Source organism: Alkalihalophilus pseudofirmus, from assembly GCF_029094545.1.
GTDB lineage: Bacteria > Bacillota > Bacilli > Bacillales > Bacillaceae_D > Alkalihalophilus > Alkalihalophilus pseudofirmus.
Window position 1 is genome coordinate 1,899,366 of record NZ_CP117835.1, and the last position, 24,688, is coordinate 1,924,053.

The following is a 24,688-nucleotide window of genomic DNA, read 5'->3' on the forward strand; positions in this document are numbered from 1 at the left end:
AATCAATGTAATTACCAAACTTCTTTCGCCCTGTCTAGGTTGTTCACTGTGATCAGATGACGCTGCATCTGCGGTGGACATTTTATATTATGTTCCTTAATTTTTACATTAATCAGCTCAAGGTCACTTGCACTCCTGCATGTATGAATTAAAGCTGATATCTCCTTTTGAAGCTTTAACCAATGAGGCACATACCCTGCATCTTTTGCGATCTCCTGAAACTGCTGAAAGGTATCACGTTTCATATAGTCTGAGGATAAAGGCTGCCCCTTACCCTTTAAAGTATCCTTCTCGCCTTTCTCTTCTAATATGTCACCAATAAGGTCGTTATATGGTCGATCCATCACAATCCTCCCTTCATAAAATCACTATAAAAATATATTTCGATAATCCATTGAAAAAAGCCTTCTTAAAAAGAAGACTTCAAGGATTGTTCATAAACGATTATAAGAGGGCTGCTTGAATCACTAATGAAACATAGAAGAACGTAGCGCCTAAGGTGACGAAAAAACCAAATAGGAAGTGTTTATAATAAAACTGTATAAATACGCCAATCAACCAAACTAGAAATGGAATCATAAAATAGAGTCGATAGGTAGGTTCATTCGTTTCAGCTATACCAGGCCCGCTCATCCATAGGGAAAATAATAAAACAAAAGCACCCGAAAAGATCAGCCAGATGATATTTAAACCTCTTTTCACTTCCCCACCTCCCTTATATATGTTATCTAAAATTCTATGTAGGTGCTGCTTGACTCATTCTTGAGATGATCATCCCCTAACGTTGGGTTTGATCTATGCATATATGCAATTCGTTTATCGAAAGAATGCCTCTAAGATCTTCATATCAAAGTCTTCCACTATATAATCTTCTGAATTTATATTGGCTGTATAGTTACTGTAAATCGTAAATGCATCCTGCTAACAATGAAATAACCACACACGTGTATAAGAAGCACTTAATTTTCAATCACATCCCACCCAAACAGCCCATTCTATTTATTACTTCAGTCTATAATCTCTAAATCAAATAATTCCATTTCGGTGTTATCTAAAACCTTATGTAGGTGCTGTTTAACTAATTCGTTGACTTCCTCCTGCTTGAATTGCTGTTCATTTAGAAAAAATTCTAGATTTGCTGCTTCGTTTTCCAGCTCATTTTGCAGCTTAGGAATGATTATATCCATTAAATAATAACCTAAAGAAAAAAATTGAAATTCATATTCTACATCAGTTGTTTTTGAATGAATTTGCTGTAAATATCTAATCGACTCAACATCTATTGTAACGGGCTTCACAAGTATATTAGTAGAGTAATCGTCCGTTAGCTGTATTGGAATTACTTCTTCATAGGGAAATTCAGTAAAAAGGATTAAATCATCATCAGTCGTCAGAAGAACAGGATTTTCGTAGGAATGCTCTAAGATTTCATTGGAACCACTAATGACAGTCATATGATCATGCAGCCAAGCTTGTGAATATTGATTTGAAATGAACATGTGTGCAGGGATCATAATGATTAGGAAGACGATAGAGACCATCCATTTGTTTAGTTCAATTTTAAACAATTTAAGAAATAATACAGTCAACATTGTACAAAGCAGGGTGAATATTGTTTTAGAGGGTATGTTTAATAGGGTATATATCCACTCTGGAATAATGATGCTCAACGCTTTTCTCCTTCTACAAAAGTAATGACTCTATCATCATAGCACATTAACCTTCCATAATTAAGGTTTATATACACTAAATACCATGTGAAAGTGAAGATTCGCCCTTACTGACTCCCCGCGCATAGTTGCTGTCATTTCAATTGTATCTTTTCCCCTCGTTTATGCGTTGGGTGGAAAGGTAATTGCTCTCTTCTTTCGTGTAATAGCGTCGGTTGGGAGCTTATTTGCGTCAATCCCTTCCTATTGCGTCCCTTCAAGCTGGATATGCGCCGGTGCTGAGAACTATTGTATAGATTGAACCAATAAATGCGCCGGTTGACCTTACTCCCACCGCCTTCCCTTCTCACATCCACACAAAAAAAGAAGCTGCCCACAGGACAGCTCCTCTTCCCTTATATCGCAGCCATATGGCCGGGTTCGGTTGAGTTATGATTAATATTTAAATGAACTTGGCGTACTCGCTTCTCTTCTGCTTTTTCAATACGCAAGTTTAAGTTCTGATAATGGAATTCTTCGCCTTCTTTAGGAATGCGCTGAAATTCTTCAATCAGCCAGCCCCCTACTGTATGATGAGTAGTCACTGGAGGTGCGATATCAACAAGCTCAGCAAAATCATCAATCGAGTAATCAGCATCCACCACATAGCTCGACGGACCGATTTGTCGGACTTGATTAATACTGACATCATGCTCATCCCAAATTTCCCCTACAATTTCTTCAAGAAGATCTTCGAGTGTGACAAGACCTGATGTTCCTCCAAATTCATCAATAACAATCGCCATATGCACCTTTTTCTTTTGAAGTTCAGGTAATAACGATGAAATTTTCATAGATTCTACGACAAATAAAGGAGGTCTCATTAATGAGCGCACATTAAGTGTTTCCCCTTCTTCGATATACGCCGTAAGAAAGTCACGCTCTGAAAGGATGCCGACCACATTATCAATGGTCCCTTCATACACAGGGATTCTTGAATAATGCTCGGTCAAAAATACATGTTTAATCAACGCAATATCTTGGTCCACCTCAATCGCAATCATATCTGGACGAGGCTTCAAGATTTCTTGAACGATAATGTCATCAAATTCGAGTGAACGGTGCACCATTTCTTTCTCGCTTTTACCGATGACACCTTCGTCTTCACTTATTTGAACGAGCATTTTAATTTCTTCTTCTGTGACAGATGGAGTCTGATCTTTACTTTTTACAAAGAGTGAGATCACATTCTTAATTTGCAGAAACACCCAAGTGACTGGATAGAACACTTGAATGAGCAAAAATAAGAACCCTGATGTCTTAAGCGCATAGCCTTCTGCGTACTCTTTAGCCAATGATTTAGGGATAATCTCACCAAAAATCAACACTAAAATCGTAACAACAAATGTACTGATAAACACTCCAAGACTTGGACCAAACAATTGGATCGCAATTTGTGAAGATAGCGTTGCAGCCGCAATATTCACCAGGTTATTGCCGACCAAAAGTGTTGAGAGCGTCTTATCAAAATTCTCAGCTATCTGGACTGCCTTTCGCGCCCCTCTCCTTCCCTCATCCTCATAATGTTTCAAACGGATTTTATTTACACTCGAAAATGCCGTTTCCGCTGAGGAGAAAAAAGCGGATAACCCTAACAATATGATAAAAAACGCAATCAAACTCGACGGAACATCGTCCATCTATACATCACACTCCATAGTAGTATTACTTCTATTTTATTACGAATTCTGAATTTTCACCACTATTTTTTTATTCTCAGCAACACTCAACAGCTTTGCAGCCATCCAGCCTAAAATGATGGCTCCGATACTTAATAGATGGTCTTCGGTGAAACCCGGAAAAATAACGACAATTGATCCTGCTATAAAGCCAATCATGATCGCATACGTTTCAAGTTTAAAGCGTTCAAATAAAAACGTAATTAATTTACTCGTTAATACTAATCCAATTCCAATCCCTGCCCCTACCGTAAGAATGACTGGGATATTGAAGGAAGATAATGCGTTAACGACTGTCGGATAAACCCCGAATAGCAGGAAAATAAACGATCCACTCACACCAGGCAGAATCATTGCTGAGCTTGCGAGCCACCCTGCAAAGAATAATAGGATATAATCACTAAAGCTTAAACTAGTCATCACCTCTGCCAGCTCATTGCTTTTAAAGAAAAACGTTGAAGCAACAAGAAGCGCACCAATAGCTAATAATCCATAATGTCTGTTAGTAAAGTTCCGTTTATAATCAATCTCCTTTAATAAGGAAGGAATGATCCCAATGACTAGACCTAGAAAAAAGAAAAATGTCGGCTGCGGGTATTCCGCAAGCAGCCATTCAATTAGATGACTAATCGTCAGTAAGGCAATCACGATCCCCGTTCCTAGCGGGATTAAAAACATCAAATGCTTCTTCCAATCCTTTGTAAATAAGCCGTTGATTGCAGCGACAAGGTTTTGATAAATGCCTAGCACTAAGGCGATTGTTCCACCGCTGACACCAGGAATCAGGTCAGACACACCCATCGTCATGCCTTTAAAAATATTTCTCCACTCAAACAAAATTGTCTTCTCCTTTATAAATAATGATAAAGATTATCATAATCGATAGGCTTCAAACAAACAACTAGTTTGTCTATTTGTCCATAATTGTTCAAACCTGTGGAGAATATTGAAAGACAGACAGCAACAGCATAGAATCTCTAATAGAAAGCCGATCGATACTACTGAAAGTTCCACCACCTAAAGTAGTTGTTGATTCCCGCTGCAGGGACTCGCTTTCCGCGGGCGGTCCAGGAGCTTCTTCGGTATTTTTACACCTGTGGGATCTCACCTTCTCCCTCGTCCCGCTGGAGTCTCGTACCTTCCACTCCATTCAACAAAGGAAAAAGATTGTATATTGCCCCATCATTATAAGCAGCCTTATTAAACTAAGTTGTCGATTTAAGTTTTTTTTATTTGAACTGACCCATAAGCAAATCACTCCACTGAATAATTACAGAAAGCAATAGCCCAGCGGATGAACTATACGGAGACTTCTACGGGGCCTAGAGCAGGAGTGAGATCCCACAGGGCATTGCTGTACTGCACCCATAAAGTTGGACACTTTTTTAAGCAGCTTTTTGGGTACTGAGTCGATAAGCTACTGGACTTTTCCGGTTCAATCTTGATTTAATTCTCACATGGTTGTAGTAATAGATGTATTGTTCTAACTCTTCTTTGAAGTGTTCAATACTATCAAATTCGTTTAAATAAAGGAACTCCGATTTCAGGATTCCAAAAAAGTTTTCCATGACAGAATTATCGTGACAGTTGCCTTTTCGAGACATACTTTGTGTGATGTTATGTTCTTTCAGTTTCCTTACGTAAGGGGCCATTCGATAGTGCCAACCTTGATCAGAATGAATCAAGAGATCATCGCCTTTATTTAGGTGCTTTAACCCTTGGTCCAACATCGTATCGACCAAATCATACGTTGGTCTTGATTGGAGCGTATAGGTTATCAGTTCGCCGTTAAACAGGTCAAATAGTGGAGACAGATAGAGCTTCTGTCCAAACAATTTAAATTCCGTAATGTCTGTCACCCACTTTTGATTAGGCTTCTCGGCTCTAAAGTTACGGTTTAGGATGTTTGGAGCTGCTTTTCCAACTTCTCCTTTATATGATTTGTATTTTTTCATTCGTACAAGGCATTTAAGCCCTAGGTCTCTCATCATTCGAAGCACTTTCTTTTTGTTAATCGCATATCCCTTTTCCTGAAGGAGGTCTGTAATACGACGATAGCCATATCGACCAAAGTGCTTATGGTAAATGAATGCAATTCTTCTTTTCCATTTTCGATCAGGATCTGGTTCGCTCCATTTTTTTACAAGGTTATAGTAAGTGCTTCTAGGCATCTTGGCTATCTTTAACATTCGAATCACCGGGAATTCGTTCCTTAGTTCATATACTACTTTCGCTTTGATTTTGTTGGTGATTGTTTTTCCTGAACTAAGGCTTTCAGCTTTTTTAAATACGCATTCTCCATACGCAGGTGTTCCAGTTCTCTTTTCATCTCTTCTATCGATTGGGTTGAAGAGTCGCTGTTGCCCTTGTTTTTATTCTGATTAGAAGTCATTGTAGAAAGCCCCTTTTCTCTTGGTTCAAGGGCATCTTCTCCAGCTGTTTCCCACTTTTTCTTCCATCTGCGAAGCATACATGGAACGGGAATATGAAAAATGGCTGATGCCTCTCGAATGGAGTAATTCTCTTCGGTCATAAATTGAATTACTTTCAGTTTAAAGGCAGCTGAATAGTTTGTATAGGGAAAGGTAAAAGCTTGATCTCCATGATAGCGAACTAACATCACCCAATATCGCAGCGTCGAATCATCTACGCCCACTTGATTCGCAAGTTCTCGATAACTGATGATTTCATTTAGATAACGTTTAGCCGCTTGAAGTTTATATTCCTTAGTGAACGTGGTCATTGATGAAGGCACCTCCTATTGTTGATTGAGGTGTCCAACAATAGGGGTGCAGTACAATTGCCCGAGGAAGCTCACTAGCTTCCCGTGAAAAGCGAAGTATAGTTCAGCAGCGTTGAATCCGCTATAGCCCATGTTTAGGGTATTTGGAGTTAAATAAGCTTTGAAGCGATTACTATATCACTCCACATAATATTTACAAAATGCGATAATCTAGCGAAGCCTAATTCAGTAGCGGCGAGTACGCTCTTGCCACGCGTTTGACAGCTTTTCAGTGGACAAAAGCCGACCCATTAGTGAGCCGGCTAAAATAACGTATTTATTATTCATACCTTAATGCATCTACAGGCTGTAGATTTGACGCCTTTAATGATGGTAAAATTCCAAATACAATCCCTACTAACATGGAGAATATCAGTGACCCAACAATAGCAGGAATCGAAATCATAAATGGCATATTAATAATTGTTGATATAATCTTTGCAATGCCGATCCCACCAGCAATTCCAAGGACACCGCCTATACTAGTCAGCACGATCGCTTCCGTTAAAAATTGCAAGAGGATGATGTGACGCTTTGCACCAAGTGCTTTTTTGATGCCGATCTCTCTAGTTCGCTCTGTGACGGATACGAGCATAATATTCATGACCCCGATTCCCCCGACAAGCAAGGATATACTTGCGATCCCTCCGAGCAATAGGGCAAAAGCCATGTTAAATGCGGCGATCTCTTCTGCAATGGCTTGCAAGTCCATGACATTGTACATCGCCGTTTCCATCTCGGCAGGAGACAGGTCGCTATTTAACAAATCAGCTGCAATCATACCCGCTTCTTGTATATGTTCTGAAGATGTAGCTTGCACAGCAATCTGAGTCGGGGCATCAAATCCTTCGATAAACGGCCAAACCCCACGTGGGAAGTACATTTTTGGCTCCGTCCAACCCCCGTAAAACATGCTTTCCTCTGTCATCTCTGTGAATATTCCTACGACGCGAAACGGGATCCCTTTGACTTCTATAAATTCACCAAGCGGGCTCTTATCTGGGAATAATTCTGTTTGAACATCTTCATTAATCATGACGACTTGAGCTGTTCCGGTTAGCTCATTTTCGGTGAGAGGTCTGCCTTCTACGATGGTGATAGGAAAAAGATCAAAGTAGGCTTGATCCACTCCAATTGCTCTTGGGTAGGAAAACTGCGTTAAATGAAAGGCAGGTGCATTCCATGACTCATGATACAAAGAAATTCCATTTACTATATCGAGGCTCTCGATTTGTGCAACGGTTTCTTCTTTTACAGGGGGAGCAGAAAGGTAGGAAGAGGTATTATAATACCCTTCGCCTATCATGCTCTGCTCCTCATACACGACGTTTATCGTATTATTTCCCATCCCAACTAAGTTGCTTTTAAGCGCCTCGCTCTGTCCTTCAATCATGGACACAATCGCAATGATTGCCGCAATCCCAATGATGACACCAAGCATAGTTAGTGTGGAGCGCAGCTTATGAGCGAAAATGGATTGAAACGATATTCGAATATTCTCAAGCACTTGGGATCGCTCCCTTCTCACTTACTAGTAATTCGCCGTCACGGATATAAACGACTCGATCCGCTTGATCAGCGACTTCTTGGTCATGCGTAATCATAATGATCGTAACGCCTTCTTCATTTAACTCTTTAAATAGCTGCAGAATTTGTGCGCTTGACTTTGAATCAAGTGCTCCAGTTGGCTCATCCGCTAAGATAAATTTAGGCTCGTTCACTAAGGCTCGAGCAATCGCTACCCGCTGCTTCTGGCCGCCTGACAGACGAGTTGGGAGGAAAGAGACTCGATCACTCAAGCCGACCTTACTCAGCACTTCTAACGCCTTTTCTCTTCTTTCTTTCTTCTTTACTTTGCTGTATATCATCGGAAGCTCAACATTTTGCAGAGCACTCAGCCTTGGCAGAAGGTGAAAGGTTTGAAACACAAAGCCAATTTGCTGGTTCCGAATATCAGCTAGCGCTCCTTCTCGACTTGCTAACACATCTGTTCCATCAAGTTGATAGATACCTGTTGATGGTTTATCAAGGCATCCTAAAATATTCATTAACGTCGATTTACCAGAACCAGACGGGCCCATAATGGCAACAAATTCCCCAGACTCAACCGTGAAATCGATATTTTTGAGAATCGTTACATCCTCTTTTCCTAGCTTGAAGGTTTTATAGATTTTACTCAAATGAATCATGGTAGATCGTAACCTTCTTTCCTTCAGTTACAGATGGATCTGGGTAGACTAAATAATCATCTAGGGAGATCCCGCTAACAATTTCGATTGTATAATCCTCTTCAAATTCAGCCCCTGTTTCTACGACTTGTTTCGTTGCTTCCTCTTCTTCATTAACTAGCCATACATAAGGTGCATCATCTTCAAATACCACAAAATCACGCATCACTCTTATGGCATCTGCCTCGCTGCTTGAATCTTCTGAGACAGGTTCTACATTCACATGAAAGCCGATTTCTAACCCGTCATGCTCCTCAATAAGCACGGTAAAAGGATAATTAGATGATTGGGGGTTCGACTCGCCGTAATAATCCATCATCGGATCCCCTTGGTCATTACCTACAGGCAGTTTCCCAATTTCAATAATTTTACCTAGCCATTCTTCCTCACCGCCTGCTTTTTTGGTGATTTTCACCATTTGGTCAACTTCAATAGAGTCTAATAAAAATTCATTGATCTGACTTTTAACTAAGTAAGAGCCTGTAGAAACGATTTGAATAAATGGACCAGGCGCCTGTTCCATGCTAGCCCCGTTCATCACATCTTCATTGACAGACTGTACAATACCTTGACTATTACTAACGACGGTTGTTGAATTTTCTTCCTCTTCCATATTAGCAATTTGCTTTTGCAGCTGAGCAGCTTCAAGATTACTCATGCGCAGGTCAAATGAAATTTGGTCAAGTTCTTCTTGGATTAGTTCTTTTTCCTCTTTATCCTGTGTTTCTTTAAGGCTTTTCTCTATTTTTTTCTTTTTCTTATCTGTTTGGTTGATCTGAAGATAAGACATCTCAAGCTGCATTTTTAGCTGCTCTAGTTCAAGGGTGGAAGAATCAAGCGGTTCATAGACAAAAAGTTCGGTTCCTTCATCGATCAAATCTCCTTCTTTTACGAAAATCTCTTCAATTTTCCCTTTTTCTGCTTCATAGTATATTTTTTCATGCTTTTCAGGCTCTACTTTTCCTGAAAAGGCGGATGAAGAATAGTCGTCATAAAAAGTCATATTCGCTACTTGTTCCACCCACGGTTCATCTAGCATCGCATTGACTTCTCGATCAGTGGAAAAATATAAGCCACCTCCAATCGCAGCAGTTAAAGATACTGATAATGCGCAAATTCCTACAATTAATTTTGTCTTCTTTCTCATCATATGACCCCTGTTCTATTAGAAAATATTTCAAATAACTAGAAATATTATCTAGTATATTCTAATAATTTACAATATATTTTTTGAAATGATATAGAACGACAAAAAAACCAAACAAGTTTCCCCTGTCTGGTTCTCATAATTTATCCTACTGGCACCTTGCAGTTTATCCTGCCGGGCTGACCTTTACCTTCTTCACCCTTCGATCTTCGCTGTCTGTAATGGTTAACTTCAATCCGTCATAAATTATTTCTTCATCTATAGTCGGTACATAATGAAACCTTTCCGTTAACCAGCCTCCAAGCGTATGGTTCCGGCTGTCTGGCAGTTCAACTTTAAGCATTCTTGCAAATTGATCAAGCGGGTAGTCACCAAAAAATTCATACTCATTCGGGCCTAGCTCTGTCACGTCTTTAATCTTTTCATCATGTTCATCCCAGATCTCGCCGACAAGTTCCTCGAGTATATCTTCAAGGGTAATGATGCCAGAAGTGCCGCCGAATTCATCAATCACAATCGCCATATGAGCACGGTCCTTTTGCAGCATCGGAAGGAGCTTAGCTATTCTTAATGTCTCAACAACAAAATACGGCTTCCGCATGATGGTTCTGATATCCGTTTGTCCTTGAGTGACTAGAGCGGTAAGAAAATCTCGTTCAGATAATATGCCAATAATGTTATCAATCGTGCCTTCATACACTGGGACTCTTGAAAAACGCTCTTTTATTAAAAGGGCCGTAATTTCTTCGATGTCCATATCAATGTCAATGGCAACGAGCTCTGTTCTTGGTGTTTGAATTTCGACAACTTTAATATCGTTAAAATCCAGCGTATTGTGAAGGAGTTCCTTTTCATTTGGATCAATGACACCTTCAGCATGACTTATGGTAAATATTTCTTTTAATTCTTCTTCCGTTACTGATGGCTCGGCCTCTGAGTTTGAAACGTAACGGGTAGTGACCTCTTTTAATTTTACCAACAGCCATGTTACAGGTGTAAAAAGCTTCATTAAAGCAAGTAAAATAACGGATATTTTCAGAGCGAAGGATTCCGCATTTTCTTTGGCTAATGATTTTGGCAGTACTTCTCCAAATACTAAAATAAGAATAGTCATCACAATCGTTGAAATCAACAATCCGGTGTTGCCGCCAACAATCGCGGTAGCCACTTGAGCTGAAATAGTCGCTGCAGCGATATTGACTAAGTTATTACCAATTAAGATCGTTGAAAGCGCATGATCAAAATGCTGTGCAATATGATAAGCTTTGGCCCCGCCTCTTCTGTTTTCATCAGCATAACTTTTCAGCCTCATTTTATTCGCACTTGAGTAGGCTGTCTCAGCTGATGAGAAGAAGGCAGATAGGATGAGCAAAAAAAATAAGATAAGGACTAGGTGTAATGGGATTTCAGACAAGATAAACCTCTCCCGTGTTAAAAGTAGTAAGGTTATTTTGTCCCAATGAGGAAATGATCATGAATATAAAAAGCATGCGTAAGAAGAATCCTCCTTAAACATGCTTCGTTACAGTTATTCTACTTCCGTAGTAATCTGCCAGCTCACGCCGAATTTATCAGTTACTTGTCCATATGACGGACTCCAAAAGGTTTCCTGCAGCTCCATCGTCACATTGCCGCCATCACTTAATTTGCTGAACACTTCTTTTGATTTTTCAACATCAGTTAAAATCATCGCAATCGTTACTTGTGATCCTAATTCGTAAGGCTGTCCTGGAAACGTATCAGATATCATTAATCTCGTGTCCCCCACTTGCAAGGCTCCGTGCATCACACGATCCTTCGCTTCTTCAGGCAATGGATATTCCGGGTTTGGGGGCATGTCACCAAATGTCTGCACACCAATAAGTTCAGCATCGAAAGCATTTTTGTAAAATTCTACTGCCTCTTGACCATTTCCATTTGTCACAATATACGGAGCTAATGCTTTAATCATGTGGACACCTCTTTTTATTATAGTATGTAAGTCTGGAACATTTGTTCTTGTTTAGTTTACCATAACTTAACCAATAATTGTAATCATTTTTACCGCCAATAAATTTTTTGATTCCCCCATACATATAGGAACCTGCCTCTCATAAATATAGGTCCATAAATTCGCTTGCCTTCTTTATCAATCATGTTGATTTTATCGCTTGGTGAGAGCGTTCTCTTGTTTATTTTATAGCGGGTTAATATTTGCCGATCTTTTTGTGCGATGAGGCCATATTCATCAAACATAAACTGATCAAAACCATCCGACCCTTTAACTTGATAGCGTAAAGCCTCTTGTCCGTTTGTTAAATGAACGAGATGTAAATCATCATAATAATGAAAGAAAACATTAGATGAATTAGTCACATTTAAACCGCAGCAATCAACCATAGAATATCCTTTAGCTTCCCATACCTTTTCACCTGAAATAGAAAAGGATGTTAATCCACTGTGCCCAATCGGATCCTCCCAGCCGAAATTGCCGAAAATCCCTTCATCAAAATAACTAACCCAAATCGTATCGTTCTCGTCTATTTGCACAGTATTAATCCCATCACCAAGGGTAAACGCATCAATCAGTTGTCCATTAATATTGTATCTTCTTGCATTTCGTTCAATTCTTTCTCCATCTTTGAAACAACGTGATTGAACAAGTAAAATCGATCCGTCCTGAAAAAGATCGATTCCAGTTGGTATGAGGGGAACATTTTTTAACTCTATCGTTTGCATTATTCCATCTTTAATGATCCGAATGATCCAAGTGTTTTTCGTAACTGGTCGCTGAAAATAGTCCAATTCAAGGACATCACTCTCAATCAAAAGCAACGTCCCATCTACTGTCACGTTGCCGCTGATAAAATGTAACGAAGACATGAAATCCATATTGTTATGTAACTGTAGCTTCTCTATTTTGATCACCTCAAAGCTATCAAATTATTTCAAAGTGTACTGTTTGCTTTAATGCTGAACCATCACTTAGGCTTTATTCGTTTTTAACTGAATTTAGCTTCATTTCGATCATCTCAGGCCGATTAAATACTCTGAGTGGAATAATACTATTTCCAAGGCCTCTATTTACGATCATCGTGGTTTCATTCATCGTGTATGTTCCTGCTGTATAAGTTGGCAGCATCCCTTGACTTGGTGCGACTAGACCTCCTATAAATGGTAATCTTACCTGTCCGCCATGAGCGTGGCCAGAAAACACTAAATCAATCGGGTAAACACTATATAAAGCCAGCCACTCTGGCCTGTGTGAGAGGAGAATGGTAAAAGCATTCTCATCAGGAGCATTTGCTAATGTTTGCTCAATTCCTCTTGTTAACTCCTCTTTATCCTCGTGTGGGGATATGGCTGGGTCATCAACTCCTAATATTCGAACTGACTGATTTCCCCGTGTAATCTCAGCTGCCGTGTTTCTCATCACTATTACACCTAGGTCTCCAAGCTTCTCCTCAAGCGAAGAAAAAGTCCCTGCCCACCACTCATGATTTCCTGTTACAAAGTAAACAGGTGCACGCTTCACTAATTCCTGCATCAGCAGGAGACTTGCTTCTTCATCATAGTTTTTTGAGTCGATTAAGTCCCCTGTAAATACGATCAGGTCAGGCTTGGACTCATCGACTTTTTCAAGCAAGAGGCGCTGATCTTTGCCAAAGGATTTACTATGAAGATCGGATAATTGAACGATTGTATACCCGTGAAATTCGGCAGGGATCTTGTCAGAGTCTATATGTATTTCAGTTGTAGTAATGGAATTATTTTGAAAGTGGAAAAAGAAAAGCATTAGCAGTGCGGTAAAAATGCTAAGAGTAAATATCTTTATGATACGTTTTGTCAAAGGTTCACCTCAAATCAGACCAATCAAATCAGACCAATCAAATCAGACCAATATTTGTTAAAAATATAGTCCTTAATCTAGCGCAGCACAATAAATTTTTTGTAACCTAGCGCATGTTTTATGCGTCCGATTTAATTGTATTTTTTCATCCTGTTTATGCGTCAGTAAGAATGATAATTGAACGCATTGATTAAGCTATTGCGCCGGTTGCCGGCTGAATTGCATCGATTGAATGTAATTGCGTCAGTTCAAGCAGGATATGCGTATGGATCAGGTGGAATTGTATACATTCGGCAGGTCATTGCGTCGTTGCACTAACAAGAAAAAACTGCCCCACGTCAGTACAGGGCAGCTCATGAAACGCTGGCAGCTTGAATTAGTGATTTCGTATAAGGATGGCGTGCCTCATCATAAAGTTCATCCCGTTTAAAGGTGTCAACCATTTCCCCGTTCTTTAACACAATTATTCTTGTACATATATAATACACAGCACGAACATCATGGGAAATAAATAAGATTGACAGATTGTGTTGATTTTGAAGTGCTTTTAGCAAGTCTAGAATCTGCTTTTGGACCGTGACGTCAAGGCTGGCTGTCGGTTCATCACAAACGAGTAAAGAAGGTTCTAAGCTGATAGCGCGTGCAATGCCGACTCGCTGTTTCTGTCCTCCGCTTAACTGATCGGGATACATCAAAGCCATTTCTTCTTTAAGCCCGACCATTTTCAAGAGGTCTCTTACGATTTGCTGCTCTTTTCTTTTTTTAGGGTAAGAAGATACATCTGCATAAGAAGGAATGATATCAGGATAATTACTTAAAGGTTCCATAATTGACTGCTCTACTCGCAGTCTCGGATTAAGTGCACTCGTTGCATCTTGAAAAATCATTTGGACTTTTTTGCGGTAAGACGACATTAATTTGCGTTTTTTTCTATTTAAACTCTCTCCGTCTAAAGTAATCGTACCGCTGGTAGCTGGCTCTATTCCAGTGAGGATTTTTGCTAGTGTACTTTTACCACTCCCGCTTTCTCCAAGGACACCAATACTTTCCCCTTTTTGGATGGTAAAGGATAATTTGTTTAATGCATGCACATTTTTATTATAGAACTTAGAAATATTTTCTATTTTTACGTGGCTCATAAATTCACTGAACTCCTCATGCTGTGCTCGATCTCATTTGAGGGAAGGGGCAAAACTGCTGAATTCAGTTGTTTTGTATAATAGTGCTGCGGTGACTCTTTGATCTTACTTGATGGCCCTTCCTCAATAACTGTTCCTTCCTTCATAATATAAATATAATCAGCTCTTTTGTAGGCTTGTGTCAGATCATGTGTAATATAAAGGACAGCACAGTTTGTTTCAATTTGAACACGTTCTAGATAATCTAAGACGATTTCGCCGCTGATCATATCAAGGGCAGAAGTAGCTTCATCACATATTAGTAATGAGGGTTTTAGCAGCATCATACATGCAATGGCTGCTCGTTGGATTTGACCTCCGCTCAGTTGAAAAGGGTAACTATGATAGACTCTTTTAGCAGGTAGATTCATCTGATCCAAAACGAACAGTGCTTGATCTTTTGCCTTTTTTCGGCTTGTTTTCTCATGACTTCTAAGGGCTTCTACCATTTGACTGCCTACTTTAAGGTATGGTGTGAAGCTCCCGCGATAATCTTGGTGTATTAGAGCAATCTCTTTTCCGAGGAGAGACCGTCTCTCTTTTATAGTCATTTCAGATATAGATTCTTCTTTAAAAGTGATTCTTCCAGACCTTTGAATCAGGCCTTTTGGAAGCATTCCCATGACTGATTTTGCAGTTAAACTTTTCCCGCTTCCGCTTTCACCTATTAAAGCCGCGGTTTCTCCTTTCTTTATGCTTAGATTCACCTTATTCAACAAGGGCGGTTTATTTGAAACGCATACGACCAAGTTCTTTATTTCAAGTAAAGCTGTGCTCATCCTTTCTCCCTCCTAGAAACCTGATTGATTCCATCTCCTAATAAGTTGAAACATAACACGGTAAACATTATGGCAAGCCCCGGATAGACCATTAATGCAGGATGTACTTGAAAATAAGCACGTCCATCATTCAGCATGGCGCCCCATTCAGGAATAGGTGGTTGAGCTCCAATACCGATATAGGATAAAGCGGAAATCATTAAAATGATTTTACCTACATCAATAGCAGCCATAGAGACAAGGTCAGAGGATATATGAGGGATAATGTGCATTCGAATGATTTTAAATGTTCCTGAATTTGCTGCCTTCGCAGCAGTGATGAAATCCTTCTCTTTTTCTGCTAAAACTAACCCTCTTACTACACGGGTGTATGTAATCCATTTCACTAAAATCAGAGCAATGACGATATTTGTTAAGCTAGGACCGAGTATACCAGCTAAAGCGATCGCTAAAATAAAGTCAGGAAAAATTAAAATTCCATCAACAATTCTCATGAAAAATTGATCGACTCGACCACCAACATATCCAGATATCAAGCCTAAAGGTACGCCAATAGCAAGAGATATAAGAATCGTAGCCAATCCTAAACCAATAGTAATTTTCGCACCATACAGCATTCTCGATAAGACATCTCGCCCCAATTGGTCTGTTCCAAGCCAATGTACCATTGAGGAAGATTGAAGACGGTTAGTCATATCAATAGAGAAAGGATCATATGGGACTAAGAAGGTTCCTAATATGGTTATCGTTAGCAAGATTAAACTTAAACCAATTCCTATAAAAAGTCCTAGGTTCCGTTTAATTGATGTTCGTGGTCTCATCAGAAGTGCCTCCATTACAGTCCCTCCTTTCCATACCTAATTTGTGGATGTAAAACGGTATATAATATATCTACAATTAAATTAGCTGTGACAACTAAGATTCCTATGACGAGAATATAGCCTTGAATGACCGGATAATCTCTTTGCATGACTGCTTGCACAATCAACTCACCCATTCCTGGCCAGGAAAATAACACTTCGACGACAGTAATTCCTCCTAAAAGACTGCCAATACTAAGACCAAGCAATGTGACAATCGAAATAAGACTCCCCCTTAACACATGTACAATGAGGATTCTGCTTCTTCTAACGCCTCTTGCTTCGGCTGCTTCAATATAGGGGCTTTTGAGTGTATGGATTAGTCGTTCTCTGAGCAGGCGGATATACATGGGTGCCATCGCAATACCTAATGTGATGGAAGGTAAAATATAATGAGCAAATGTTCCACGACCCATAACGGGAAGAATCCCCAGATGAAGAGAAAATAACTGAATTAACAATAGTCCAAGCCAAAAGCTTGGCATGGATGCACCTGCTAGAGCGATCAATCTGCTTAGCCTATCTGGCCATTTGTTTTCATAGACGGCACCAAGCATCCCTAAAGGTAAAGCAATTATAAATAACATGACTATCCCCCCTGCTGCAAGGCCAATTGTTGCTGGGAGTCTGGAGGTGATCATATCCATGACAGGGCGATTTGTAATAAGGGAATCTCCTAAATCTCCCCGTACCGCGTTTGACAGCCATTCTCTGTATTGAACAAGGATAGGTTGGTTAAATCCATAAGCCTCTCTTAATTCTTGCTCTTCTTCAAGCGTAACACCCACATCATCCACTTTTAAAATGGTCCTTATCGGATCTCCTGGAGTGATCTTCATTAGAAGGAACGTAACGAAAGAAAGCACTAAAATCATAATGATAAATTGCAGCAGCCTTGAGCTTACTACTTTTACTATTTGTTTCCGCCAAGTCACATCTTCACTTCCTCTCCACAAAAACAGAAACAGTGAAAGTGCTTATTTCACACTTTCACTGCAAACGTTTATTCAACATCCAACGTATTTGTAATTAAATAATACTCTTCAGAACCTGGCTTCCAGTTCTTAACACGTTCATTGACTCCTACAATAATATGAGGATGAAGGAGGAATGAGTGAGGAACTTCTTCCTGAATTACACTAACAGCTTGTTTCTTCAACTCATTACGAGTTTCTGGGTCAGCCGTTCTATTAATCTGATGAGTTAGTTCGTTTAGCTTTTCAATATTGATCTGCCCAGGGTTTAGTCCACCATTCGGCAAGTATGCTACATTTAAGAAGTAACCCCCATCTCCTCGTGGTGCAGTAAGATTACTGTAAGTTGCAATGTCCCATTCATCTTGTTTTTCAAATAAATAGCTGTCAATATCTTCAATCGTTACAATATCAACCTTCACCCCTAGATTAGCAGCTTCAGCCTGGAAGTACTGTGCCATTAAAGGAAGCTCTGGTCTGCCTTGATACGTGGCAATAGTAAGTGAGAGTTCTTTTCCGTCTTTTTCAAGATTTTCTTGATCATTTTTAGTATATCCTGCCTCTTCTAACAGAGCCTCAGCTTGTTCAGGATCATAGTTAACTGTTAAGCTATCTCCTGCAAATGGAAAGTCAGGGTTAAATGGTCCACTGGCAGCTGTTGCATGTTCATTCATAATTTCTTCTACCATTACATCTCGGTTCACAATAAGGTCTAATGCTTTTCTGACTCTATTATCTTGCAGCGATTCGGATGCTTGGTTGTAGAGCAAGAAATGTACTCGCAGGCTAGGCACGGATTCGACCCGATGCTTATTGCTTGATTCAATCGGATCCAGTGCTTCAGGTGGTAGGTGGTAGGCGATATCTGCTTCACCGGACTGAAGACTTAATGCGCGTACATTGGCATCAGAATTGAATTTTATTGTTACTTCATTAAGCTTAGCTGGAGTATCCCAATACTCTTCATATCTTTCAAGGTTTATTTCACTCTCGGAAATGAAGCTTTCCACCTTAAAAGGACCAGTAGCAATTGGGTGTTCACTGATGTTATCAGCATCTGTCTTAATAATCGATGCATTTGTATGTACTAGCTCACTAACAAAAGCTGGGTAAGGTTCTTCATTTGTAAATGTAACTTCCATACCATCCGCTTCAATCGACTCAATTTTAAGCGCAGAAGCAACAGCAGCGTTCTCTTCTACAGCACGTTCAAATGAAGCCTTCACAGCCTCTGCATCAACAGGTGTACCGTCATGAAACGTAACTTCCTCTCTAATCTTGAATTTCCATGTCTTCTCATCGACCTGTTCGTACTCTTCAGCGAGCCACGGCTGGATCTCTAAATTTTCATCAATTTTTACTAGAGTTTCTGCAATCCCTGCACGAACTCCCATGAAATCTTGATGAGGATCAATGGATGAAGAGGCAAAGCTAAAAAGCATTGTTAAAGATTTTCGTTCCTCTGAATTTGTATCTGTGCTCGCATCACTTTCATTTGAGGATGTCTCCTCTCCCCCGCACGCAGATAAAAGTAATAAAATAAAGGACAGGAACAAGATTGAATGTAAACGTTTGAGGCCCATATAAATCTCCCTTTCATAAACAAAAATCGTAATCATTTCGATTTACATTGTATATGAATCCCTTCCTTTTGTATATATTTACTTTAAATTATTTTAAGCAGCTTTCACTACCTTCTTTCCTTTTTCTTCTTAATGAGAGTGGTTCTTGTGGGTTTGATCATTTTAATCCTTATCATCAAATATTTTGCTGTATGTTGCCCCTTTTTGGTTAAGGTATTTCCCTCTGTATGGGACGCCCTCCTCTGTGACTTCTGCAAATACCAGCTGGCATATTCTTCTGCCAGGTATGAGTTCAATCGGCAATCGATTAGCATTGTATAATTCCAATGTGATTTGACCGCTAAACCCTGGGTCTACCCAGCCTGCATTCTGAATAAATAAGCCGAGTCTACCTATTGAACTCCTTCCTTCAACAAAAGCTGTTAATGTATTAGGCAGGTGGATTGTTTCGAGCGTGGTTGCTAGTAAAAAGGTCTGAGGTGGTAAAATGAGCTTGTTATCCTCAGGAATTATTTCGCTATACGATACGGGTTTTGTTAAAGATAAAGTGTTCTCTTTATATTCATCAATTGTTAAAAAATGCGTTCCAAGACGCAAATCCAGTGAAGCCGGCTGAATATGCTCTTTTTCAAAAGGGTCAATGCCCAGTTCATTATTCTCAATTTTTGTTTGGATTGTTTTGCTGGATAAAATCATTATGTCCCCACTTTCTTATGCGTTTTGAAGCTTCCATCCGAATGGATCTTCTAACTCGTCCCAGTCTGACATTAATTCGCTATCGGTTAGCAGACACCTGTCTAGTTCTTGGGTGATCTCATCTTTATCTATATTTGTACCAATAAAAACAAGCTTTGTATGACGATCTCCAAATTCAGGGTCCCACTCATTCAGTAAATGAGGGTTCTCTTTAATGATATGTTTTTTCTCTGCTTCAGGAAGGCTTGCTACCCAATATGACACCGGTTCAAATTGAACAGCGGGTCCTGCTTGTGACATAAGAATAGCAAGGTTATTTCTTGAGGCGCACCATGCGATTCCTTTAGCTCTTACAACATTTTCAGGCAAATTGTGGATCATATTATATAGTCGGACTGAATGAAAAGGCAATCTCCTGCTATAGACAAAGGATGAAATATTATACTCCTCTGTTTCAGGGGTATGAGCTTTGTGACCAGCTGTAAGCTCTTTAATCCATCCGGCAGATTGATTCGCTTTTTCAAAGTTAAATAGTTTTGTATTAAGTACTTCCTTAGGGTCGACTTTGGCCTGCATGGTTTTAATTAATGTTACATCGGGTTGTAATGTGCGTAAAACCTTCTCTAATTTCTCAAGTTCATCCTCATCTACCAAATCACATTTATTTAGCAGGAGTACATCACAGAACTCTATCTGATCAATGAGTAGGTCAGCAATTTCTCGTATATCATCTTCCCCTAGAGATTCTTTTCGATCTAGAAGTGTTTCTCCAGAGCGAAAATCGTGCCAGAATCGGTTTGCATCCACTACAGTAACCATTGTGTCCAGCCGGCAAAATTCAGTCAGGTCAATATTAAGTTCCTCGTCAATATAAGAAAAAGTTTGAGCAACTGGGACTGGTTCACTAATACCTGTAGATTCAATGACAATATAATCAATATTTCCTGTTAGTGCCAGTTTCTTTACTTCGATTAACAGATCTTCTCGCAGTGTACAGCAGATGCAGCCATTTGACATTTCTACTAGCTTTTCATCTGTACGTGATAACTCGCCACCCTGTTTGACTAACTCTGCATCGATATTCACTTCACTCATATCATTAACAATAACAGCGATTTTCAGCCCATCTCTATTCTGTAATAGATGGTTTAATAGAGTGGTTTTTCCTGATCCAAGATAGCCGCTTAAGACCGTTACTGGGATAATTTTATTCATAATAGCCTCCTGTTATGTAAATCGTAATAATTACTATTTACATAATATCTTGTCTGAGTTCTTCTGTCAAAACTCTAATTTAGGATACTAAACGTGATATTTACATCCCATACCTCATAAAAAATACCAGCACAGTGTGTGCTGGTATTTTTCCATTTATGATTTAGGCATGCCATGTACTGATTTAACTTCTAAATATTCCTCGATGCCAAAGTCGCCCCATTCGCGGCCGATGCCTGACTCCTTGTAGCCGCCAAATGGTCCGTTAAAATCTGTTTCGGCATTATTAACGACAATCCGGCCGGCTCTAATGCTTGAAGCCACATAGCTGAGTTGTACAGGGTCTTGACCGACTACATAGCCTGCTAACCCGTATTTTGTATCATTGGCCTTCTCGATTGCATCTTCTACGTCACTATACGTAATGATGACTGATACTGGGCCAAAAATTTCTTCCTGTGCAATAACGGAATCGTTTGATACATCGGTGAAAAATGTTGGTTTCGCATAATAGCCAGTTGGTAATCCTTCAGGCTTTCCTGCTCCGCCGACAAGCAGTTTCGCTTCTTTTCCACCTTTTTCAATGTAGGATTGAACGGTCTCCCACTGATCCTCAGAGACAAGCGGGCCAGTTGCGACTCCTTCTTTACGAGGATCTCCGACTGGATAATTCGGAAGCAATTCAACGACCTTCTGTTCAAATTCCTCTTTCATAGATTCCGGAATCAATACTCTCGTCCCGGCTGAACAAACTTGTCCAGTATTTTTTGTGATATGAGAGATAGCAGTCTTCGCTGCATCTTCCACATTTGCATCATCAAGCACGATAACAGGTGATTTGCCACCAAGCTCGAGTGCGACTTTCTTTTTCGTTTCCGCTGCCTTTTGCATGATCGTTTCACCAACACCGCCAGAACCGGTGAAGGAAACGAAGTCTATGTCAGGATGTGAGCTGATTCCATTTCCAATGACAGAACCTGACCCATTTACAAGGTTAAATGCACCTTTTGGCAAGCCTGCTTCATGGATGATTTCAGCGACAATAATCGCAGCAAACGGTGTTTTAGAAGCCGGCTTTAAGATCACTGGACTTCCTGCTGCAATGGCACTAGCAATTTTTGTTGACAGTTGATTAGTCGGAAAGTTCCATGGTGTGATCAGCCCACTTACTCCAATAGATTCTTTTAATAGGGTGTGCCCTCCTTTATCTTCAGTAAAAGAAAAGTCAGAAAGGGATTCGATAGCCTGTTTAAAGTGCCCGACCCCCATTGGATAATGAACCTCTTCAGAGACTGATAACGGTGCACCAAGCTCATCGGTCATCACTTCAATAAGCTCCTCTTTTCTTTTTTCATAGCCTTGTACGATTTTTTCGAGCCATTCGATTCGCTCTTCTTTTGTTGAGCGGGAGAATGCTGGGAATACCGCTCTTGCAGCCTTTACCGCTTTATCTAAATCTTCCTCTGTACCTGAACAGATTTTACCCATCACTTCCTCTGTTGCTGGATTAATGACTTCAATTACTTCAGAGCCAGTCGACTCCGTCCATTCACCATTAATATAATGCTTCAGTTGATTTCGCATGGGAAAAACTCCTTTTTAATATGTTGATGTTCAATTAAACTTCTAAAATACGTGTACAGCATGTATATTCCCAGCATGTTTGTTTTTTAAACAAATAACAAATATCCGTTATTGGAAAATTGCCGCTCCTGAAATATGCTTCGCTTTCCGCGGTGAGCTGCTGAGCTTCCTCGGGTTTATGCCCTGTGGGATCTCAGCCTTGCTCTAGGCACCGCTGGAGTCTCCGCATATTTCATCCGCTAGGTTATGTGCTTATTCAAGAAATGTTGTGAGATTGAGTAGGAAGTAAGCGCAGTTCTAATAACTATTGCTTTAATCTGCCTCAGCGTCTGTTAGGTTTAGAAGCTGCTTATAATGAGTGAGCACTTTACAACATCCTTCCGCTGTTGATTGGAGCGGAAGGGACTTGACTCCTGCGGGATGTGCGTGGCCAGCGGGTACCCCACAGGAGCGTGCGACGAGGAGGCTTCCGGACCGCCCGCGGAAAGCGAGTCCCTGCAGCGGAGATCAACCATTATGGCAGGGGAGTTCATTTTTACGTGGCTATTAGGTATCCTGCTAGATCGTAGCGAGGAGGAAACTCCCGGAATGACCGCAGTAGAGTGTGCCTGCAGCGGAAATCAACACCTAATGTCAGAAGAAATATTTTCATTGGTTTCACTGATTCCTATTACACAAAACACAAAAAAAGACAGGGATGCATCCCTGTCTTTCTCCTATTTATGCATGAAAATTCGTTCCGTCAGTCGTCGCGTTAATAATTCCTGCTCGGATGACAAAGTCACCGAAGTGTTCGCCTTCTTGGCGTTCGTTTGCATAACGTGGAAGAATGTCACCAAGCTCACGCAGGATTTCCTCTTCCCCGATATTTTCACGGTACATTTTGCTTAGACGGCTGCCATCAAAGGCTGCTCCAAGATACATATTGTATTTGCCTGGCGCTTTTCCGATAAAGCCGATCTCGCCTAATGCGTGGCGGGCACAGCCGTTCGGACAGCCAGTCATACGAATCGTGATCTCTTCGTCACGAAGACCGTTTTCATCAATTATCGCATCAATCTTATCAATTAAAACTGGTAAATAACGCTCTGCTTCTGCCATTGCAAGGCCGCATGTAGGAAGCGACACACAGGCAATGGAGCTGCGGCGAAGAGCAGAATGGTTTTTTCCGTCTGTTAATCCATATTGCTCGATAAGTGCCATAATCTGCTTCTTATTCTGAGTTGATACGTTAGCGATGATTAAGTTTTGGTTTGCTGTAAGACGGATATCACCCGTATGAACCTTAGCAATTTCGCGCACAGCTGTCTTTAACTTGTATTCTTCCGTATCAACAATTCTACCGCCTTCTACAAACATCGTGAAATGCCATTTGCCGCGAACACCCTTCACCCAGCCGTAGCGGTCACCGTTGCTGTCAAATTGGAAAGGCTTTGCTTCCTCAAGACTCCAGCCAAGGCGGTTTTCTAGTTCCTCTTTCACATTCTCAAGACCAAGACGATCTACTGTGTATTTGAAGCGGGCATTCTTACGTTCAGAACGATTACCGTAATCACGTTGAATCGTAATAATTTTTTCAGCAACATCAACAATTTGATCTGGTTTGACGAATCCAATCACTTTAGCAAGCTGCGGATACGTCTCTTTATCACCATGAGTCATACCCATACCGCCGCCGATTGCAACGTTAAAACCAATCAGCTTCCCGTCTTCAATGATAGCAATATAGCCAAGGTCCTGTGAGTACACATCAACATCATTTGACGGAGGGACAGCAATCCCTATTTTAAATTTACGCGGTAAATAGAGCGGGCCATACATTGGCTCGACTTCTTCTGCATCAGGTGTAGAAGCTACTTTTTCTTCGTCCAACCAAATTTCGTGATACGCTCGTGTGCGCGGCAATAGATCATCACTTATTTTTTTGCCCCACTCATACACTTCCGTATGGATTTGAGATTGGTCTGGGTTAGAAACGCTCATCACGTTACGGTTAACATCTCCGCACGCGGCAATCGTATCAAGCATCGATGCATGAATCTCTTGGATCGTTTTCTTCATATTCCACTTTAAGATCCCGTGCATCTGAAATGTTTGACGAGTCGTCAGCTTTAGTGTGCCGTTTCCGTATTTATCTGCAAGCTCATCCATCACAAGCCACTGTTCGGGTGTTGATACCCCGCCTGCCATACGGACACGCAGCATGAATTGATATGCTGGTTCAAGCTTCTGCTTTTGACGTTCATTACGCAGGTCACGGTCATCTTGCAGGTAGCTGCCGTGGTGCTTCATCAGGCGGTTATCATCATCTGGAATGCCCGCACTGATACGATCTAGCATTACTTCCTTTAAGGTACCACGCAGCAAATTACTCTCCTGTTTAATTCGCTCCACATCACTTGGAGGGCCGTCTGGCGCTTTTAATTTCTCGTTAGCCATGTTGTC

At 40.5% G+C, this 24,688-nt stretch carries 22 protein-coding genes; all 22 read right to left on the bottom strand.

Going from position 1 to position 24,688, the window contains the following annotated elements:
* Positions 1 to 11: 11 nt before the first annotated feature.
* Positions 12 to 344, bottom strand: a complete 333-nt coding sequence (locus PQ478_RS10205) for a DnaJ family domain-containing protein (protein ID WP_289236780.1) — start codon at positions 342 to 344, stop codon at positions 12 to 14.
* Positions 345 to 444: 100 nt separating this feature from the next.
* Positions 445 to 702, bottom strand: a complete 258-nt coding sequence (locus PQ478_RS10210; RefSeq protein WP_012958770.1) for a hypothetical protein — start codon at positions 700 to 702, stop codon at positions 445 to 447.
* 305 nt (positions 703 to 1,007) lie between these two features.
* A complete protein-coding gene (locus PQ478_RS10215) occupies positions 1,008 to 1,670 on the bottom strand; it encodes a hypothetical protein (RefSeq protein ID WP_289236781.1) in 663 nt (220 codons plus the stop codon).
* 395 nt (positions 1,671 to 2,065) lie between these two features.
* A complete protein-coding gene (locus tag PQ478_RS10220; protein WP_289236782.1) occupies positions 2,066 to 3,349 on the bottom strand; it encodes a hemolysin family protein in 1,284 nt (427 codons plus the stop codon).
* Between the two features lie 39 nt (positions 3,350 to 3,388).
* Entirely contained in the window at positions 3,389 to 4,195 is an 807-nt protein-coding gene (locus PQ478_RS10225) for a DUF368 domain-containing protein (RefSeq protein WP_435521078.1), read from the bottom strand.
* Between the two features lie 578 nt (positions 4,196 to 4,773).
* A protein-coding gene (locus PQ478_RS10230) for an IS3 family transposase (protein ID WP_435521046.1) occupies positions 4,774 to 6,131 on the bottom strand; the annotation gives its coding sequence in 2 pieces (ribosomal slippage) (positions 4,774 to 5,660 and positions 5,660 to 6,131; 1,359 coding nt in all).
* A gap of 319 nt (positions 6,132 to 6,450) precedes the next feature.
* Positions 6,451 to 7,677, bottom strand: a complete 1,227-nt coding sequence (locus PQ478_RS10235) for an ABC transporter permease (protein ID WP_289236784.1) — start codon at positions 7,675 to 7,677, stop codon at positions 6,451 to 6,453.
* A complete protein-coding gene (locus tag PQ478_RS10240) occupies positions 7,670 to 8,359 on the bottom strand; it encodes an ABC transporter ATP-binding protein (protein ID WP_012958776.1) in 690 nt (229 codons plus the stop codon). Before PQ478_RS10240 ends, PQ478_RS10235 begins: the two co-directional genes overlap by 8 nt.
* Entirely contained in the window at positions 8,343 to 9,548 is a 1,206-nt protein-coding gene (locus PQ478_RS10245; protein ID WP_289236785.1) for an efflux RND transporter periplasmic adaptor subunit, read from the bottom strand. Before PQ478_RS10245 ends, PQ478_RS10240 begins: the two co-directional genes overlap by 17 nt.
* A 163-nt stretch (positions 9,549 to 9,711) precedes the next feature.
* A complete protein-coding gene (locus PQ478_RS10250) occupies positions 9,712 to 10,959 on the bottom strand; it encodes a hemolysin family protein (RefSeq protein WP_289236786.1) in 1,248 nt (415 codons plus the stop codon).
* Between the two features lie 114 nt (positions 10,960 to 11,073).
* Positions 11,074 to 11,496, bottom strand: coding sequence for a VOC family protein (locus PQ478_RS10255; RefSeq protein WP_289236787.1), 423 nt, complete (start codon positions 11,494 to 11,496; stop codon positions 11,074 to 11,076).
* A gap of 89 nt (positions 11,497 to 11,585) precedes the next feature.
* Positions 11,586 to 12,407, bottom strand: coding sequence for a hypothetical protein (locus PQ478_RS10260; RefSeq protein WP_289236788.1), 822 nt, complete (start codon positions 12,405 to 12,407; stop codon positions 11,586 to 11,588).
* A 109-nt stretch (positions 12,408 to 12,516) separates the two neighbouring features.
* Complete coding sequence (locus PQ478_RS10265) at positions 12,517 to 13,320, bottom strand: metallophosphoesterase (RefSeq protein ID WP_289236967.1); 804 nt, start codon at positions 13,318 to 13,320, stop codon at positions 12,517 to 12,519.
* Between the two features lie 407 nt (positions 13,321 to 13,727).
* Complete coding sequence (locus tag PQ478_RS10270; RefSeq protein ID WP_289236789.1) at positions 13,728 to 14,513, bottom strand: ABC transporter ATP-binding protein; 786 nt, start codon at positions 14,511 to 14,513, stop codon at positions 13,728 to 13,730.
* Positions 14,510 to 15,331 carry an ATP-binding cassette domain-containing protein gene (locus PQ478_RS10275; RefSeq protein ID WP_289236790.1) on the bottom strand — a complete coding sequence of 274 codons (822 nt, stop codon included), beginning with the start codon at positions 15,329 to 15,331 and terminating at the stop codon, positions 14,510 to 14,512. Before PQ478_RS10275 ends, PQ478_RS10270 begins: the two co-directional genes overlap by 4 nt.
* Positions 15,328 to 16,152, bottom strand: a complete 825-nt coding sequence (gene nikC / locus PQ478_RS10280; protein WP_289236791.1) for a nickel transporter permease — start codon at positions 16,150 to 16,152, stop codon at positions 15,328 to 15,330. Before nikC ends, PQ478_RS10275 begins: the two co-directional genes overlap by 4 nt.
* A 14-nt stretch (positions 16,153 to 16,166) precedes the next feature.
* Positions 16,167 to 17,126 carry a nickel ABC transporter permease gene (gene nikB / locus PQ478_RS10285; protein WP_083633425.1) on the bottom strand — a complete coding sequence of 320 codons (960 nt, stop codon included), beginning with the start codon at positions 17,124 to 17,126 and terminating at the stop codon, positions 16,167 to 16,169.
* Between the two features lie 68 nt (positions 17,127 to 17,194).
* A complete protein-coding gene (gene nikA, locus PQ478_RS10290) occupies positions 17,195 to 18,748 on the bottom strand; it encodes a nickel ABC transporter substrate-binding protein (RefSeq protein WP_289236792.1) in 1,554 nt (517 codons plus the stop codon).
* A 162-nt stretch (positions 18,749 to 18,910) separates the two neighbouring features.
* Positions 18,911 to 19,444 (bottom strand): dCTP deaminase, encoded by a 534-nt coding sequence (dcd, locus tag PQ478_RS10295; RefSeq protein ID WP_289236793.1) that lies wholly within the window; start codon positions 19,442 to 19,444, stop codon positions 18,911 to 18,913.
* 15 nt (positions 19,445 to 19,459) lie between these two features.
* Positions 19,460 to 20,659, bottom strand: a complete 1,200-nt coding sequence (locus tag PQ478_RS10300) for a GTP-binding protein (protein WP_289236794.1) — start codon at positions 20,657 to 20,659, stop codon at positions 19,460 to 19,462.
* A 156-nt stretch (positions 20,660 to 20,815) separates the two neighbouring features.
* Complete coding sequence (locus PQ478_RS10305) at positions 20,816 to 22,243, bottom strand: aldehyde dehydrogenase family protein (protein ID WP_289236795.1); 1,428 nt, start codon at positions 22,241 to 22,243, stop codon at positions 20,816 to 20,818.
* A gap of 720 nt (positions 22,244 to 22,963) precedes the next feature.
* Positions 22,964 to 24,682, bottom strand: a complete 1,719-nt coding sequence (cysI, locus tag PQ478_RS10310; protein ID WP_289236796.1) for an assimilatory sulfite reductase (NADPH) hemoprotein subunit — start codon at positions 24,680 to 24,682, stop codon at positions 22,964 to 22,966.
* Between the last annotated feature and the right edge of the window lie 6 nt (positions 24,683 to 24,688).